14 protein-coding genes are annotated in these 15,880 nt (G+C 43.3%); 2 read left to right on the top strand and 12 right to left on the bottom strand.

The features are described from left to right. Nucleotides 1-59 precede the first annotated feature (59 nt). The 4 genes from gap to ACTJJQ_RS07595 form a co-directional block, all read right to left on the bottom strand. Nucleotides 60-1,067 (bottom strand): type I glyceraldehyde-3-phosphate dehydrogenase, encoded by a 1,008-nt coding sequence (gene gap, locus ACTJJQ_RS07610; protein ID WP_007500174.1) that lies wholly within the window; start codon nucleotides 1,065-1,067, stop codon nucleotides 60-62. Nucleotides 1,068-1,098: 31 nt separating this feature from the next. Further along, nucleotides 1,099-2,136, bottom strand: coding sequence for a sugar-binding transcriptional regulator (locus tag ACTJJQ_RS07605; protein ID WP_008347711.1), 1,038 nt, complete (start codon nucleotides 2,134-2,136; stop codon nucleotides 1,099-1,101). A 288-nt stretch (nucleotides 2,137-2,424) separates the two neighbouring features. Continuing rightward, nucleotides 2,425-3,810, bottom strand: a complete 1,386-nt coding sequence (locus ACTJJQ_RS07600; RefSeq protein WP_052463368.1) for an amino acid permease — start codon at nucleotides 3,808-3,810, stop codon at nucleotides 2,425-2,427. 138 nt (nucleotides 3,811-3,948) lie between these two features. Beyond that, nucleotides 3,949-5,142 (bottom strand): ornithine--oxo-acid transaminase, encoded by a 1,194-nt coding sequence (locus ACTJJQ_RS07595; RefSeq protein ID WP_008347715.1) that lies wholly within the window; start codon nucleotides 5,140-5,142, stop codon nucleotides 3,949-3,951. Nucleotides 5,143-5,351: 209 nt separating this feature from the next. On the opposite strand from ACTJJQ_RS07595, the gene ACTJJQ_RS07590 reads away from it, so the two are divergent. Continuing rightward, complete coding sequence (locus ACTJJQ_RS07590; RefSeq protein WP_278193010.1) at nucleotides 5,352-6,794, top strand: sigma-54 interaction domain-containing protein; 1,443 nt, start codon at nucleotides 5,352-5,354, stop codon at nucleotides 6,792-6,794. Between the two features lie 27 nt (nucleotides 6,795-6,821). Here the strand turns inward: ACTJJQ_RS07590 and ACTJJQ_RS07585 are convergent, their stop codons facing one another. Together ACTJJQ_RS07585 and rpoN are read right to left on the bottom strand one after the other, a co-directional pair. After that, complete coding sequence (locus ACTJJQ_RS07585; RefSeq protein WP_242731081.1) at nucleotides 6,822-7,559, bottom strand: FadR/GntR family transcriptional regulator; 738 nt, start codon at nucleotides 7,557-7,559, stop codon at nucleotides 6,822-6,824. Between the two features lie 173 nt (nucleotides 7,560-7,732). Next, on the bottom strand, nucleotides 7,733-9,031 hold the full coding sequence (gene rpoN / locus ACTJJQ_RS07580) for an RNA polymerase factor sigma-54 (protein ID WP_440600091.1): 1,299 nt from the start codon (nucleotides 9,029-9,031) through the stop codon (nucleotides 7,733-7,735). Between the two features lie 70 nt (nucleotides 9,032-9,101). On the opposite strand from rpoN, the gene yvfG reads away from it, so the two are divergent. After that, entirely contained in the window at nucleotides 9,102-9,317 is a 216-nt protein-coding gene (gene yvfG, locus ACTJJQ_RS07575) for a protein YvfG (RefSeq protein ID WP_017359206.1), read from the top strand. A 24-nt stretch (nucleotides 9,318-9,341) separates the two neighbouring features. On the opposite strand, the gene ACTJJQ_RS07570 is transcribed toward yvfG, so the two are convergent. The 6 genes from ACTJJQ_RS07570 to nikA form a co-directional block, all read right to left on the bottom strand. Beyond that, entirely contained in the window at nucleotides 9,342-10,667 is a 1,326-nt protein-coding gene (locus ACTJJQ_RS07570; protein WP_281215698.1) for an MATE family efflux transporter, read from the bottom strand. Between the two features lie 63 nt (nucleotides 10,668-10,730). Then, entirely contained in the window at nucleotides 10,731-11,546 is an 816-nt protein-coding gene (locus ACTJJQ_RS07565; RefSeq protein WP_281215699.1) for an ABC transporter ATP-binding protein, read from the bottom strand. 13 nt (nucleotides 11,547-11,559) lie between these two features. Next, nucleotides 11,560-12,366, bottom strand: coding sequence for a nickel import ATP-binding protein NikD (nikD, locus tag ACTJJQ_RS07560; RefSeq protein WP_125589619.1), 807 nt, complete (start codon nucleotides 12,364-12,366; stop codon nucleotides 11,560-11,562). A 13-nt stretch (nucleotides 12,367-12,379) separates the two neighbouring features. Beyond that, the gene (gene nikC, locus ACTJJQ_RS07555; protein ID WP_060781433.1) at nucleotides 12,380-13,213 is read right to left on the bottom strand and encodes a nickel ABC transporter permease subunit NikC; all 834 of its coding nucleotides are present in this window, start codon (nucleotides 13,211-13,213) and stop codon (nucleotides 12,380-12,382) included. After that, entirely contained in the window at nucleotides 13,210-14,154 is a 945-nt protein-coding gene (gene nikB / locus ACTJJQ_RS07550) for a nickel ABC transporter permease subunit NikB (protein ID WP_035389444.1), read from the bottom strand. Before nikB ends, nikC begins: the two co-directional genes overlap by 4 nt. 18 nt (nucleotides 14,155-14,172) lie before the next feature. Further along, a complete protein-coding gene (gene nikA, locus ACTJJQ_RS07545) occupies nucleotides 14,173-15,792 on the bottom strand; it encodes a nickel ABC transporter substrate-binding protein (RefSeq protein WP_048002931.1) in 1,620 nt (539 codons plus the stop codon). Between the last annotated feature and the right edge of the window lie 88 nt (nucleotides 15,793-15,880).

Genomic DNA, 15,880 nt, shown 5'->3' with positions numbered 1-15,880 from the left:
CGTCTTCATTATATCGTGTCTCTAGGAAAGAACCAAGTGAGTTCCTTCAGTGTGAGAAATTAAAGACCTTGTTTTGCAATGTAAGCTGCAAGGTCAACAACGCGGTGAGAATATCCACTCTCGTTATCGTACCAAGAAATGACTTTCACCATGCTGCCTTCCATTACCATTGTAGAAAGAGCATCGATTGTTGAAGAGTTTGCATTACCATTGTAGTCACCAGATACTAATGGCTCTTCGCTGTAGCCAAGGATTCCTTTAAGTTCTCCTTCAGCTGCTTCTTTAAGTGCTGCATTTACGTCTTCAGCTGTCACATCTTGATTTAATTCAGCAACAAGATCAACTAAAGAAACGTTAGGTGTTGGAACACGCATAGCGCCACCGTTTAATTTACCTTTAAGTTCAGGCAATACAAGTGAAACAGCTTTCGCAGCACCTGTAGAAGTTGGGATGATGTTTTCCGCAGCTGCACGAGCACGACGGTAGTCTTTGTGCGGAAGATCAAGAATTTGTTGGTCATTTGTGTATGAGTGAACAGTTGTCATCATACCGCGTTTGATACCAAATTTATCGTTAAGTACTTTTGCAAATGGAGCTAAGCAGTTTGTTGTACAAGATGCATTAGAGATGACATCGTGGCTAGCTGCATCGTATTTGTCTTCGTTTACACCCATAACGATTGTGATATCTTCTTCGTTAGCAGGAGCAGAGATGATGACTTTTTTAGCGCCAGCTTCTAAGTGTTTAGCAGCGTCTGCACGTTTTGTGAAGAATCCAGTAGATTCAACAACGATTTCTACGCCTTGTTTACCCCAGCTTAATTTCGCAGGGTCACGCTCAGCTGATACTTCGATTGTTTTACCGTTCACTACTAAGTTCGTACCGTCTACAGAAACCTCTGCATCTAGTTTTCCGTGAACAGAGTCATATTGTAAAAGGTGTGCAAGCATGTTAGCGTCTGTTAGATCGTTAACCGCTACTACCTCAACTTCAGGATTGTTTAATGCTGCACGAAATACGTTACGTCCAATACGTCCAAATCCGTTAATACCGACTTTTACTGCCATGATGTTTCCTCCTTTTATAGGTCACAATGTTTTATATTGAGGGATCGATTGACTCCCTTAATAACTCTTTTGCGGCTCCTTCGTCTGTGACGAGAACCGTTCGGCGGGGTTTTTTGAAATAAGCTTCAATGGCCCCAGCCTTTGATGATCCACCAGCAACAGCAATGATGTGTGGAATGCTTTCTAAATCATCTAGCTGCATGCCGACGGAGTGCACTTTGTGGACGACCTCGCCATCACGATTAAAGTAATAGCCAAAAGCCTCTGTCACTGCGTCATGCTCATCAATCTTTTTTAAATCTTCAGCGGGTGTGTTTCGTCTCATCGCCATTGTTTTTGCTTCACCGATTCCATGAATGAGCATCGTGGATGATTTAATCGTTTGAAGCACTTCTTTGACAGACGGCTCTTCAATAATGGAAGAGTAAGCACCTTCTGACAGCTGTCCTGGAACAAACAGCAGTTTGTAAGTACCGGAAGCTTTTTCAGCCATGTGGGCACAAATGGTGTTTGCCTGATTTTTTACATTCTCCCCAAGACCGCCTCTCGCAGGGACAAACATCATGTCTCTGTTTTTGGCATCAGGGGTCATCATTTCGGCAACAGCTTCCATCGTCGTTCCGCCAGTGACGGCGACGATATTATTTCCAGTAAACCTTTTTTTCATACATTGAACAGCAGCTCTTCCCATTTCTTGCTTCACCCACGGGGATTCATCGCTGTCACCAGAAACGATGATGACTTCTTCCAGGCCTAATTTCCTCTTTAATGTATTTTCCAAAAAGGTTAAACCTAAAACGTCCTTCATCATTCCTTCAAGCATTTCAAGCAAAGCATGACCTTCAGTCGTCAGCATCATACCGCTCGTTTTGACATCCAGCAGATTTTGTTCCTTTAAGAACTGAACCTCAGCTCTTAAGATACGTTCACTCAGACCAAGACTTGTCGCAAGACTTCTGCGACCAATTGGTTCAGCTAATCTGATGTACTGCAAAATGTCGTAGCGCTTTTGCATAACTGTGAGAAGATCTGGTAATAATTTTTTTTGAGCTTCCAATAAACGATTCATGGCTAACGACCCTTTCTTTTCACGTTGGACTAAAAACGTCCCACTGTGACAAAAAACGTCCCGCCACAGCCAAAAAAAATCAATCCCTGCTTTCTTTAATTATTTTAACAGGATAATCTTGCATTTTCAACTCTTACAAACACATTCAGACAAAAAATAGACACATTTTGACCGATAACCTGCTTGTCATCTAGCTTTCCGCCATTTTATTTTTTTAAAACTATTTATTTTCTTCTATATTGAATGCATTTGTCTTTGAAAAGGTGCAGGCGGTCAAAAGCCGCCTGCTTATGTTTTCGGTATCGTTTCTTTCTCTTCATTAAATCGTTTCGCATCTTCCTTCGGTTTAATCTTGAGGTAGTAAATGATGTAGCAGGCGGCCATAAATGGAACTCCGCAATAAAGACCAATCCGCTGATCCTCAATAAAGAATAAACTGATAAGAACAATGCCAAATGCGATAAAGCCTGCTAATGGCACAAATGGATAAAAAGGAGTTCGGAAGACAAGATCCTTTACATCTCCGCCCTCTTTTATGAATTGCCTCCTAAAGAAGTATTGGGATAAACAAATCGACATCCAAACCACGACAAGCACCATACCCGAAATGGAGATGAGCCAGACATATACCGTTTTTGGTGCTACAACACTCGTGAGCAGTGATAGAGCAGATACACCCATTGTCACCAATAAGGCATTGATCGGGATTTTTCGCTTGGATAATTTTTTCGTGAAAACAGGTCCTTTCCCGTCTTTTGAAAGCGCCCAAAGCATACGTGATGATGCATATAATCCAGAGTTCGCTACAGATAAAACGGCTGTAATGATAATAAAATTCATGATATCTGCAGCGTATGGTATGCCGACCTTGTCCAACACCACAACAAACGGACTATCCACTGCGCCGGCGGTCTGCCATGGAAGAAGTGCTGCAAGAACCGCAATCGATAAAACAAAAAAGACCATCGTCCGCCAAATAATATTTCGAATAGAGCGCGGGAGTGTTTTTTCTGGACTTTCACTCTCACCTGCTGCAATCCCTACAAGCTCTGTTCCTTGAAAGGAGAAATTGACTGTGACCATGGTTAATAAAATCGCAAAAAGACCATTAGGAAAAAGTCCACCATGATCCGTCAAATGACGAAATAGAGGGGCTGGTTCCCCACCTTTCAAGTGAATCATTCCGAAAATTGCGCCAATTCCAATGATAATAAACAATAAGATCGCAGCAACCTTGATGGCTGAAAACCAAAACTCTGTTTCAGCGAAGCTGCGTGCCGAGATGGCATTGATGGAAAATAAGATGACACTAAAGGCAAGACACCAAAGCCAAACAGGGATATCTGGGAACCACCTTTGGAGCAAAATGCCTGCTGACGTAAACTCCAGTCCAATTGTACATGCCCAGCTAAACCAATAAAGCCAGCCGATCATAAAGCCTGTGGACGGACCTATATATTTGGTTGCATACTCCTGAAAGGAACCAGCTGTCGGCATCGCCACTGCTAATTCACCAAGACAGAGCATGACCAAATACATGAGCAACCCGCCAATGATAAACGAAAGAATGGCTCCCCCTGGGCCTGCCTGATGAATAATGAGTCCTGATCCAAGGAAAAGGCCTGTTCCGATGACCCCACCTAAGGCAATCATAAAGAGATGTCTGCTTTTCATGGAACGCTCTAGTTCATTATGCTGTTCTGGCTTCAAATCCGTTTCCCCACTTTCACTCTTCTATTCATCAACCTTTGACAAAATACGCCGTTCATTGAAAGAGAAAGGGAGAATTTGAAGGATTCTCCCCTTGATCATTTATGCTTGAAATAACGCTTGGATATGAGCAATTGCCCAATCCAAGTCTTCTTTTGAAATGGTAAGCGGCGGTGCAAATCGAATCACTGTCTCATGGGTTTCTTTGCATAACAGCCCCTCTTGCTTGAGCTTCTCACAATAAGGTCTAGCTGCCTCAGTCAGTTCCATCCCAATAAATAGTCCACGCCCGCGGACTTCCTTAATGACAGGACTTTGAATGCGTGACAGTTTGTCTTTGAAATATTGCCCTAGCTCCAATGAGCGCTCGGCAAGCTTCTCATCGATTAACACATCTAGTGCAGCAAGTGATACTGCGCACGCAAGAGGATTCCCGCCGAAGGTAGACCCGTGAGACCCTGGATTAAATACACCTAAAATATCACGGTTTGCTACAACACATGAGATCGGGAATACCCCACCGCCAAGTGCTTTACCAAGAATCAGCATATCCGGCTCAATGTCTTCCCAGTCGCATGCAAACATCTTGCCAGTCCGCGCTAAGCCCACTTGAATTTCATCTGCGATCAATAACACATGTTCCTTCTCACAAATCGCTTTTGCCTCTTTTATAAAGCCCTCAGGCGGCATGACAATGCCCGCTTCTCCTTGAATCGGTTCAAAGAGAAAAGCTGCTGTTTGCGGAGTGATCGCTTCGCGTAACGCCTCAATATCTCCATAAGGGATGAGCTTTATGCCTGGAAGCATCGGACCGAAACCTCTTTGATATTCTGCTTCCGAAGAAAGTGACACAGCCGTCATTGTACGACCATGAAAATTCCCGGTACATGCAATGATTTCTGCGCGATTCTCTTCGATTCCCTTGACATCATAGCCCCATCGTCTCGCTGCCTTTATCGCCGTTTCCACAGCCTCGGCACCTGTATTCATTGGCAATGCCATCTCTTTATTCGTTAATTTGCAGATTTTCTCATACCATGGGCCAAGCTGATCATTATGGAAGGCCCTTGATGTGAGTGTCACGCGGTCAGCTTGTGTTTTAAGCGCTTCAATAATGCGGGGATGGCGATGTCCTTGGTTCACTGCAGAATATGCACTGAGCATATCCATGTAGCGGTTGCCCTCAGGATCAGTCACCCACACTCCCTCAGCCTCTGAAATCACAATTGGCAACGGATGATAATTCGCCGCACCGTATTGTTCTGTTTGATGAATCAATGCTTTTGTCTGTGTCATCGTGTATTCCTCCTTCTATAAGCTTGCCTCTTTTGATTGGGTTCATCTTCACTCTTATGTTATGCAAGGATCATGCCAACTTAGTGATCGCTCTGTGCCTAGGATTGTGCTCATCTTTAACGCAAAATAATTTTGCATATGCAAAATTATTTAGAGGAAACCGCAAAATTTTTCATGTAAAATAGAGGTAATGTCTGGAGGTGGCGCAAGTGAAAAAAGATCAGCATACCGCAAAGCTCGAAAATGAGATTGATCTATATAAACAAATGCTCGATTTAATTGATGTTGGGGTTCACGCCATTGACGAAAATGGCAATACCATTGTTTATAACAAAAAAATGATGGAGATCGAATCTTTAAAACGTTCTGATGTCCTTTATAAAAATGTCTTAGACCTCTTTGTGTTTCAGGACGAGATGCACAGTACACTTGTCCAAGCGCTGCGAACCGGGAAACAGACGGTTCATGCAAAGCAGACGTATCACAACTACAATAGTAAAGAAATCACAACGATTAACCATACATACCCGCTCGTACGAGACGGTCTGATTCAAGGAGCGGTTGAAATTTCGAATGATGTCACGAAACTGGAACGGCTCATTCATCACAATATGAAGAAAAAAGGAAACACACGCTTTACATTTGATTCAATCATTGGGGAGAGTCCTGCCTTTTTAGAAGTGATTGAACATGCGAAACGAGCCACACGTACCTCTTCTTATGTGCTGATTGTTGGTGAGACAGGGACGGGGAAAGAGCTATTTGCACAAAGCATTCATAATGGCAGCAGCCGTTCATCTGGACCATTTATTACGCAGAATTGTGCAGCACTGCCTGATAACCTGATTGAAAGTCTGCTTTTTGGAACACAAAAAGGGGCTTTTACAGGGGCAACAGATCAGCCCGGTCTATTCGAACAAGCACAAGGAGGTACACTGCTTTTAGATGAGATCAACTCATTACACCCAGCTCTTCAAGCAAAACTATTGCGCGTCTTGCAAGAGAAACGTGTAAGAAGGTTAGGCAGTACAAAGGAAATCGCCATTGATGTGAGAGTGATTGCTAATATGAATGAGGACCCTGTAGATGCGATCGCAGGTGGACGGATGCGAAAGGATTTATTTTACCGGCTTGGCATTGTCACCTTGTTTATCCCGCCACTCTCTGAGCGAAAAGAAGACATCCCCACATTTGTCATGCATTTTATTCAAAAATATAATGAACTGTTTCAAATGAATGTGAAGGCGGCTGATGAAGAGGTACTTGCCCTGTTCCAAACGTATCATTGGCCAGGTAATGTAAGAGAACTGGAGCATGTGATTGAGGCTGGAATGAATATGATGATGGACGAAACATCCTTAAGCTTGCATCACCTTCCTTACCATTTCCGATTCAAGCAAGGAGAAGGTCATCCTAGTGAACACATGCAGATGAGTCCGGTGCAGCCTACAGCTGCAGCTGATACCTTCGTCTACACGAGCTCAGATCATACAACTGACTTCCAAACCCAAATGGAACGATTTGAAAAACAATACATCGTCCATTACTTAAATAAAATGGACGACAATATTTCACAGACTGCAAAGATATTGGGCATGAGCAGGCAAAGTTTGCAATATCGAATGAAAAAGCTGCATATTTCTCTTCAATAATAGAGCTGTGCCGTTATGCGGCACAGCTTATTGTATATCTGGCTTTCCTTCCTGTTCTTGCAGCACCTCACCAAGAAGTTGTTCTACTTTTTCCAAATGTGTAAGCATCGCCCTCTCCGCTTCTTCTGGCTGCTTGTCCATGACAGCTTGATAAATACGTTCATGGTCTTTATAAAGCTGACGTATGGACGCTTTTCTTGAAAATAACACGATTTTTCTCGTTTCCCGCATCGTTTCCATTAATAAGGATGAGACCTGATTCATTAACGCCGCTAGTAAATGATTCTTTGAGGCTTTGGCGATGGCAAGATGAAATGTGAGGTCTGCCTCCTCACCAATTTCTTTATGCGCTTCTGCACGCTTCATTTGTTCTAGTGCCTCCTGCAGTCGATGGAGGTCATCGTCTGTCCGCAGCAATGCTGCCTTTTTGACAGCACCTGATTCAATGATTGATCTCACTTCAAGAAGCAGCACGATATCCTGCTGCTTCATCAAAAAAGCAGGAGATAAACAAAATGTGAGCTGCTCAGGATCGAACTGCTTCACATATGTGCCTTCTCCTTGCTTCATCTCTATTAATCCGATCGCTTTCAGAGCGGACAGCGCCTCTCTCACAGCGGAACGGCTGACTTGAAAATTTTCAGAAAGTGCTTGAACCGAGTCTAATTTTTCGCCCGGAAGTAGCTCCCCCGTTCGAATGGATTCGATTAATGCATCCGCAATTTCTTCATATATTTTTTTCGTTTTGATTTGTTTATATTTCAATTGGTCTCACCTCATCACTGTTGTCTACCCTATCGGCTCATGCCCTATCTTATACTTTACCCCAAAATTCAGATCACACGTCTTCCCTTTTTTCAATTCTCAAGAAATCTTCTATCACTCTTCCACTCATCAAAAAAGAAGCACGTGCCATTGTTTCTGGCATGTGCTTCTTTTTAATCATATCGCTTCCGCAGCGTGGAAGACGGAAGGTTCATTTGTTCACGATATTTGGCAATGGTTCTGCGAGAGACGCGGATACCAAAGGTTTGCTGAAGCTGCGTCATGATTTGCTGATCCGAATACGGTTTTTTCTTATTTTCTGATTGAATCAGCTCCGCAATGTGGGTCTTCACTGTGTAGCTGGATGCTTCTTCTAGCGAATGCCCTTCTAGTTTCGCTTGAAAAAACTGTTTCATTTCCATTAATCCGTATGGGGTCTGCACCATTTTCCCTTTGACTGTTCGACTCACTGTCGACTCATGCACTTGTAATATATCTGCAACCCGCTTCATCGTAAGCGGTTTCATTTTATGCTTCCCGGTCAGGAAAAAATCAGTCTGTTGTAAGATAATCTCACGAACGACATTTGTCATCGTTTGTTTTCTCTGCTTCAGCGCTTGAACAAGCCAATTGTACTGCTGCTGCTTTTCCTTTAGATACGTGTATGCTTCATGCCGCTTTTGATCTTGAATCATGGCGAAATACCCTTCATTCATTTCAATGTCCGGAAAAGCACGCTGGTTCAACTCGAATGTGATGTGACCTCCCGCAGCTGTAATCAACACATCTGGTTCTATATACACATCCTGGTCTTCATAAGAGAAATGAAGGCCTGGTCTTGGTTCGAGAAGCGACACCTCATCTTGTATGGCTTGCAGGGTTTTCAACGGCATACCTGTTTTAGCTGCGATTTCCTTCCAAGCCTTCCTTGCGAAAAGAAAGAAATGCCCTTCGATGATCAGCTCTGCTTCATACCAGCGATCTTTTTTTCGTCTAAGCTGGAGCAGGATGCATTCTTGCAATGATCTAGCGCCAATACCGGCAGGCTCTAATGATTGAAGCTGATGAAGAACGGCCTCTACTTCTTCTGCCGAAGCCTGTAACACAGCGGCCATTTGGTCAACCGGTTCATTTAAATAGCCATTGGAATCAATGGACTCAATCATGAATTGAAAAATCCTTTGATTCTTTTCACTTAAATTCAAATCAATGGCCTGTCTCTTTAAATACATTTGCAGGCTTTCTTTTTGATGCGTACGATACGGCTCTGTCATTCGATCTTGCGTTTTTTTATGATAAACTGGTTGATAGCTGTCCGTGTCTTTCCGCTCAATCAGAGGGTTCTCAAGCGCTAACTGATCAAGATACTCACCCAGCTCTGCACAATTCAATTGCAGCAGCGTAATCGCCTGCCTGAGTTCTTGCGTGAGTACCTGCTTTAATACTAGTTCTTGTTGCAGTTTAAGGCTCATTGTCTCCCCTCCCTCTCATCATTTTACATGAAGATTGACGGACCGTATATACGAAATAGGAGTGATTTCCATGTCTGAACTTTTTTCCGTTCCATACTTTATCGACAATTTAAAACAGCACATTGCCATGAATCAACATGAAGACAAGATTCATGCCATGAACGCTTATTATCGGTCGGTGGTTTCTACACTTGTGCAGGACCAATTGACGAAAAATGCTGTTGTCTTGAAGCGAATTCAGCATCTCGATGAAGCGTACCAAAAGGTGAAAAAAGAAAGCGAATAAATGGACGAAAAACAACACCCTTTCTCATGATTGCAAAGGGTGTTTTTCATGCAGGAAAAGCTTTTGATCCAGCTTCGATTTGTACATCATCAAAAAGCCGGACCGCCCTACAGTATAAATGATAAAGGCAAACCATAGTCCGTGATTGTGCCATATCGGAATGACTGCCGCCTGAACAGCCACAAACAAAATCATCGCAAACAGCATTGAATTCCTAACAGGAGCAATTTCTGTCGCACCTGTGAATACACCATAAATCACCAAGCCAAAGCAAGCAGCAAACGGATAAAGAACGAGCCAATCGGCATATTGCAGTGTCACATCAAGAAGCTGAGGCAAATTTGTAAACAGGCTCAAAATCGGTACTTTAAAGAAAAAGTAACCTGCCGCAATAGCACATGCCATCACAACTGCCCATTGTCTCGAAAGGGTTAATGTTTTATCATAAAGCGCTCGGTCGTTCGCACCTACTGATCTACCGACAAGGATGCTGGACGCATTGGCAAATCCATCGAACAAATAGGCCATGATGTAGTGAATTTGAAATAAAATGGCATTCGCCGCCAATTGCTCCGTTCCGAAAGAAGCTCCCTTTGCTGTAAACATGTTGATCACAACAAGCAGACAGATCGTTCGGATAAACAAGTCTTTATTCACATGAAACATTTTCTTTACTGCACGTGTGTCCATCATCTGCTGGATAGACGGCATCCGAAAACCGTTTGACGTATGCTTCAAGATAATCCAGACCCCTAACACAAAAGCAGTGAGTTCAGAGATCAATGTCGCCGCTGCCACACCTTTGACGGCAAAAGAAAACGCATGAACTAAGATCAATGCCAAGATCATATTCATGACATTGATCAAAATTTGTAAAGAAAGGGCTTCTTTCATTTTTGCCATCCCCATCAGCCAGCCGAGTATGACGTAATTCATCAAGGTAAATGGCGCTCCCCAGATCCGAATATGAAAATAGTCCGCTGCATATTCGCGCACATCAGCAGCAGGAGAGATGATCCATAATGCGGATTGAATAATGGGCCATTGAAGAGCAATAAAACAAAGTCCGACGATAATAGCTAGCAAAAAAGGCCTTAGAAAAGCAAGAACACCCTGCTCCTCGTTCTGCGCTCCGTTTGCTTGGGCGGCAAAAGCAGATGTACTTACCCGTAAAAAGCCAAACAGCCAGTACAATGTACTAAAAATGAGACTGCCGACTGCGACGCCTCCTATATAAGCGGGGTTGGCAAGCTGGCCAACAACTGCTGTATCGACAGCTCCAAGTAATGGCGTGGTCATCGTTGAAATGGTTAAAGGGATCGCCAAAGCTAAATATGCTCGATGGTTCACGATGCCACCTGCCTTTCATGAAAAATAGCCTCTCTTAAAAGAGGCATTGAGGGAATGAAAAAGTTAACGAACCGGCCTGCCAATCGTTCGAGACAAAGGGTGGCTGGCGAGCGTTGCCTCCTTCATTTTCAGCACAGCTTCGTGCTCTGATATAAAGAAATCATCCTTCGATTGAAACTGAGCCACAAGTTCACCTTGATCAAGAATCGCTAATTGATCACTTAAATGATAGGCCGCTGTCAAATCATGTGTGATAAATAAGTATGCAAGCTTCAGCTCTTTCTTTAATTCGACTAACAAATCTAAAATGACAGCCTGCGTAACCATATCTAAGCTACTGACTGATTCATCCAGCACAATGAGCTTTGGCTGAAGCACCAGTGCTCTGGCGATGTTGATCCGCTGTAGCTGGCCACCGCTAAATTGGTATGGGTACTTGGACAAATCTTGCTCACTGAGCCCTACTCTTTCTAACCAGTGAATCAGTATATGCTGACGTTTTTTTCGGGTCATTGGTTCATAGTTTTCAAGCGGCTCAGATAAGATTTGTTCCACTGTCCACCTTGGATTCACCGCTGAATATGAATCTTGAAATACCGCTTGTACATGTCGGCGGAAATGCTGATGTGTCCGCTGATCTGCACGAATGATATCCTGACCTTCAAACAGAACTTGTCCGCTACTTGGCTTCTCTAGTCCAAGGATGATGCGGCCGAGTGTACTTTTCCCTGCACCACTTTGACCTAATAATCCAAGACAAGTGCCTTCTTCAATGGTCAAATGGACGTTTTTCAAGACAGGGGTTCTCCCTTTTGTCCTCATCATAAACGATCGGTTGCCATATGAATGACTCACTGCTTTCACTTCTATTAAATGCAACGGTTTTCTCACCTCAAATCGGGCAAACAGCTGGAATGGATGGACGAGCTGCTAAAAGTTTCTTTGTATAATCATGCTTCGGGTGTTCAAAAAGCTCAAGAACTTCAGCCTTTTCAACGATTTTTCCTTGTTTCATCACCACGACCTCGTCTGCCATTTCTGCAATCACACTAAGATCGTGGGTAATGAGCAAAATCGCCGTTCCGTATTCATGACGAATTTGATTCAAGTGCTCAAGCACCAGCTTCTGATTGTGTACATCTAATGCGGTTGTCGGTTCATCTGCGATGATCAGAGGCGGATGCATACAGGCAGCCATAGCAATCATGACACGCTGGAGCATCCCCCCGCTTAATTCAAAAGGGTATTTACTCAGTAATTGATCTGGATGCGGCAGGTTCATTTTCTCTAAGGCTTTAATTGCCTGGACCCGTGCCTGCCTTTTACTGACAGCTGTATGCCGGCGGATTGTTTCAATCAATTGATGTCCAATCGTCCATACAGGCGTAAAGCTATTCATTGGATTTTGCATAATATATGAGAGATCTTTGCCACGAATAGACCGCATATGCTGTTCACTCAAACCGATCAATTCTCGACCTTGTAGAGTGATACTGCCAGTCACTTCCGTTGTTTTTCGATCAAGCATGTTTAAGATCGACATACTTGTCACCGTTTTTCCGCATCCGCTCTCACCAATTAATCCAACAATTTGACCGTGCTTTACCTCAAATGCTATTTCCTGAACGAGAGAAATGGTTCCTTGCGGCGTTTTCGTATGCACATGCAGGTTCTCTATGTTTAAAATAGACTCTTCCATCTGACTCATTCCTTTACACACGACGTTTGACGCCATATTTCTCTGAAAGGGCTTCTCCCAGTAAGTTGAATAGAATGACCACAGCCATAATCACAAGACCCGGATAAAGCATCAGCTGAGGATTTGTTTGAATATACGATTTTCCTTCATGGATCATCGCTCCCCATTCAGGCGTAGGGGGCTGAACCCCTAAGCCTAGAAAAGACATGGCGGAAATGTCCATAATCGCCCAGCCCATTTCAAGTGTGCCCACAACCGCGAGTGGCGGCAGTACATTCGGAATCATATGCTTTCTCATGATATTCCAATGGGAAGTACCACTAATCTTCGCAGCTGCAATAAAGTTTTGTTCTTTTAAACTAAGCACCATCCCTCGAAAGACGCGAGCATAATACACCCACTGCACAAGCATCAAAGCCAGCACCACTTGAGAAAGCCCCGGTCCAAAAATACCGACTAATCCAAGGATCAGTACCAAATTCGGAAATGCCATGACCCCGTCGCACAATCTCATCAATACGTGATCGATCCAGCCGCCTTTATATCCAGATATCAGCCCTACGATTAAACCGATAGATAGAGAGGAAACAAAGATTAACAACGCACAGCCTAGTGAAATACGAGCACCATATAGAATACGAGATAAATTGCACCTTCCCAATTGGTCGGTGCCTAGAGGATACTCCCATGAAGAACCCTTTAGCTTCATTGCAAGATTGACAGCCGCTGGGTCATGCGGAGCGATCCATGGTGCACATATCGTCACAATGAGCAGGAGACCGAGCAGCAGCACACAGATCGAGATCATCTTTTGATGATAGAAAAGATGTTTTACTTTTGTCATCATGGCTGGCGGCCTTCCTTTCTAGAAATACGGGGGTCAATGAGCAGCTGAAGGAGATCAACTATCAAGCTACTTAAGATAAAGATACACGCCGCCATCAACACATAAAATTGAATGACCGGCAGATCCCGGTTAAAGATCGCTTCAATAAAAAATCGTCCAAATCCAGGCCATGAAAAAACAGCCTCTACAATAATAGTCCCTGTGAGCAGCTTGCCAAGATTCACGCCAAGTCCTGTCAGCATCGGTGATATCGCCATTCTGAAGACATGTTTGAACATAATCGATTGTTCCTTTAACCCTCTCATTCTCGCATATTGAACAAAAGGCTCGTGAAGCGTCTCACTCACACTCGCTCGCAATAATCTCGTATACATCGCAATTAACGGCACAGCCAGTGTAATGGATGGCAGTACAAGATGTTCCCATGTACCAACACCTTCAACAGGTAAAAGATCGAGTTTCACTGAAAAAAAGAAGATGAGCAAATACCCCAAAACAAAGGTCGGGATAGATGCTCCTAGGAAGGAAATCATCCGGCTCACATGATCTACAACGCCGTTTTTTCTCAACCCGCTGAAAAAGCCTAGTGGAATACTGACGCAAATTGCGATCAGCAGACTAGTGAACGCCAATTGAATCGTCGCAGGTATTCGATAGATCACCTCATCAAGCACAGGCTGATTGGTCATATACGACCGCCCAAAATCAAGACGGACGACTTTTTCAATCGTATGAAGGTACTGCATGTAAAAAGGTTCATCTAAACCAAATTCACTTCGTTTTTGGGCTAATACCTCATCAGTAGGCTGAATATGAGCCGCTGCTAAATATGCCTCCGCTGGATCAACTGGTGACAGATGAATCATGCCAGTTGTGAACAGTGTGGCTAGTAGAAATACAGGAATGATAGATAACATTCGTTTGATGATATAGCGGCTCATTTGCTTACCTTCCTTCTGTTACTTCAGCTTGATGCCTGTGAAAGGGTGTTCATCTCGATTCGCAGGGAAATCAAAGTCCTTCACATCTTTTTGATAAACAGCTGTCTTTTTAAAATAAGAGATTGGCACAATCGCCCCTTGATCTTGCAAGGAAGATAAGACGGACGAATAAAGTGCTTTGCGTTTGTTTTCATTTGTTGTCGATGGAATCTCCGTCATTTCTTTGATCAGCTTATCTTTATTCGGATACGCTGAGATCGCCTCTTTGAATCCAAAACCATCTGATGAGACAACGTTCATAAATGTATGCGGATCATACGGCGCTCCGTAATTGCTAAAGAAGTTCATATCAAATTTGTTCGCTTTAAACCGCTGAACCTGCGTCGCCAGCTCGACACCTTCAAGTTTGACACCAACCCCAATGGCTGCCCATTCTGCCTGCAGTGTTTCAGCCATTGTTTTTTGAATCGATTCTGCTGAGTCATACATCATACTAAACTCAAGCGTTTTTCCGTCTTTTTCCCGTATGGTTTTTCCTTTTGGAAGTGTCCAGCCCGCTTCATCCAGTAAAGCCTTCGCTTTGTCCACATCATACTGGAAAGATTTCACCCGGATGCCTGACGTATATGGCATGTTTGTCGGCAAGATGTGATCTGCTACATCCTCTAATCCAGAGGTCACACCTTCCACCAATGATGTTTTATTGATCGCATACTGAAGGGCGTGACGCACTTTCTCATCTGACAGCTGATCGACTTTTGTGTTCATGACAAGCTGTCTTGTGGCTACAGGCTCTGACATCTTCGTTTCATACTTGCCGCTCGCCTCTAGTTGTTTAAAAGCATCAAGGCTAATCGTTCCTTCTCCGTAAAGTAGATCTACATCGCCTTTTTCAAATGCCATCACTCTTGTTTCGGCATCTGGAATGACCTTCACTTTGATTTCTTTGACCTTTGGTTTCTCTCCCCAGTAGTGGTCATTTCGTTCAAAAATCGCGTAATCATCTTTTTTGTACGTCTTTAATACCCAAGGACCTGTCCCCACTGGTTTTTCGATTCCTTTTGATGTATCTCCGTTTTTCGGAAAACCTGCTTCGCCTAGGAAACGAACGGGGCGCACAACAGCTAGCTCTTGAACAGTTGGATAATAAGGCTCAGTTAATGTGAGTTTAAACGTTTGCTTGTCCACTGCTTCTGTCTTTTTGATTTTCTTTATGACACCTAACCAGCTATGTACTTCTTTGTTTTTTAAAATCGTATCAAAATTCTTTTTCACAATATTCGCATTAAATTTAGATCCATCTGAGAACGTGACATTGTCTCTAAGATGGAACGTATACACCTTGCCATCCTTGGAAACATCCCATGATTTTGCTAATTCAGGTTTAAGCTTTCCATTTTTTTGATAGCTCACCAATGGTTCGTAAATCATGGATTGGGCAAACAATTGTGATGGATTGTATATGTGCGGATTCATTTCGCCAATATCTCTTGGCCATGCCATGGTGATCATATCGGGATGATCCTTGTCTCCACCTGCTCCATTATTTGCTTGAGAACAGCCTACTAGTAAGAAGATCAGTAGGATAGGTAATATTGTATTTATTTTAATTTTCGGAAAATTACTCCAAATCGACATAAGTTGGTTGCTCCTCCTAATTGATGCTGATAATCATTTTCATTTTAAGGAGGAAGGACTCTGTTGTCAATATCATATTTGAAACGAA

The organism is Bacillus sp. 22483 (assembly GCF_052044605.1).
Classification (GTDB): domain Bacteria; phylum Bacillota; class Bacilli; order Bacillales; family Bacillaceae; genus Bacillus; species Bacillus altitudinis.
The sequence above is the reverse complement of the archived record's forward strand: the minus strand, read 5'-3'. Positions and strand labels throughout refer to the sequence as shown.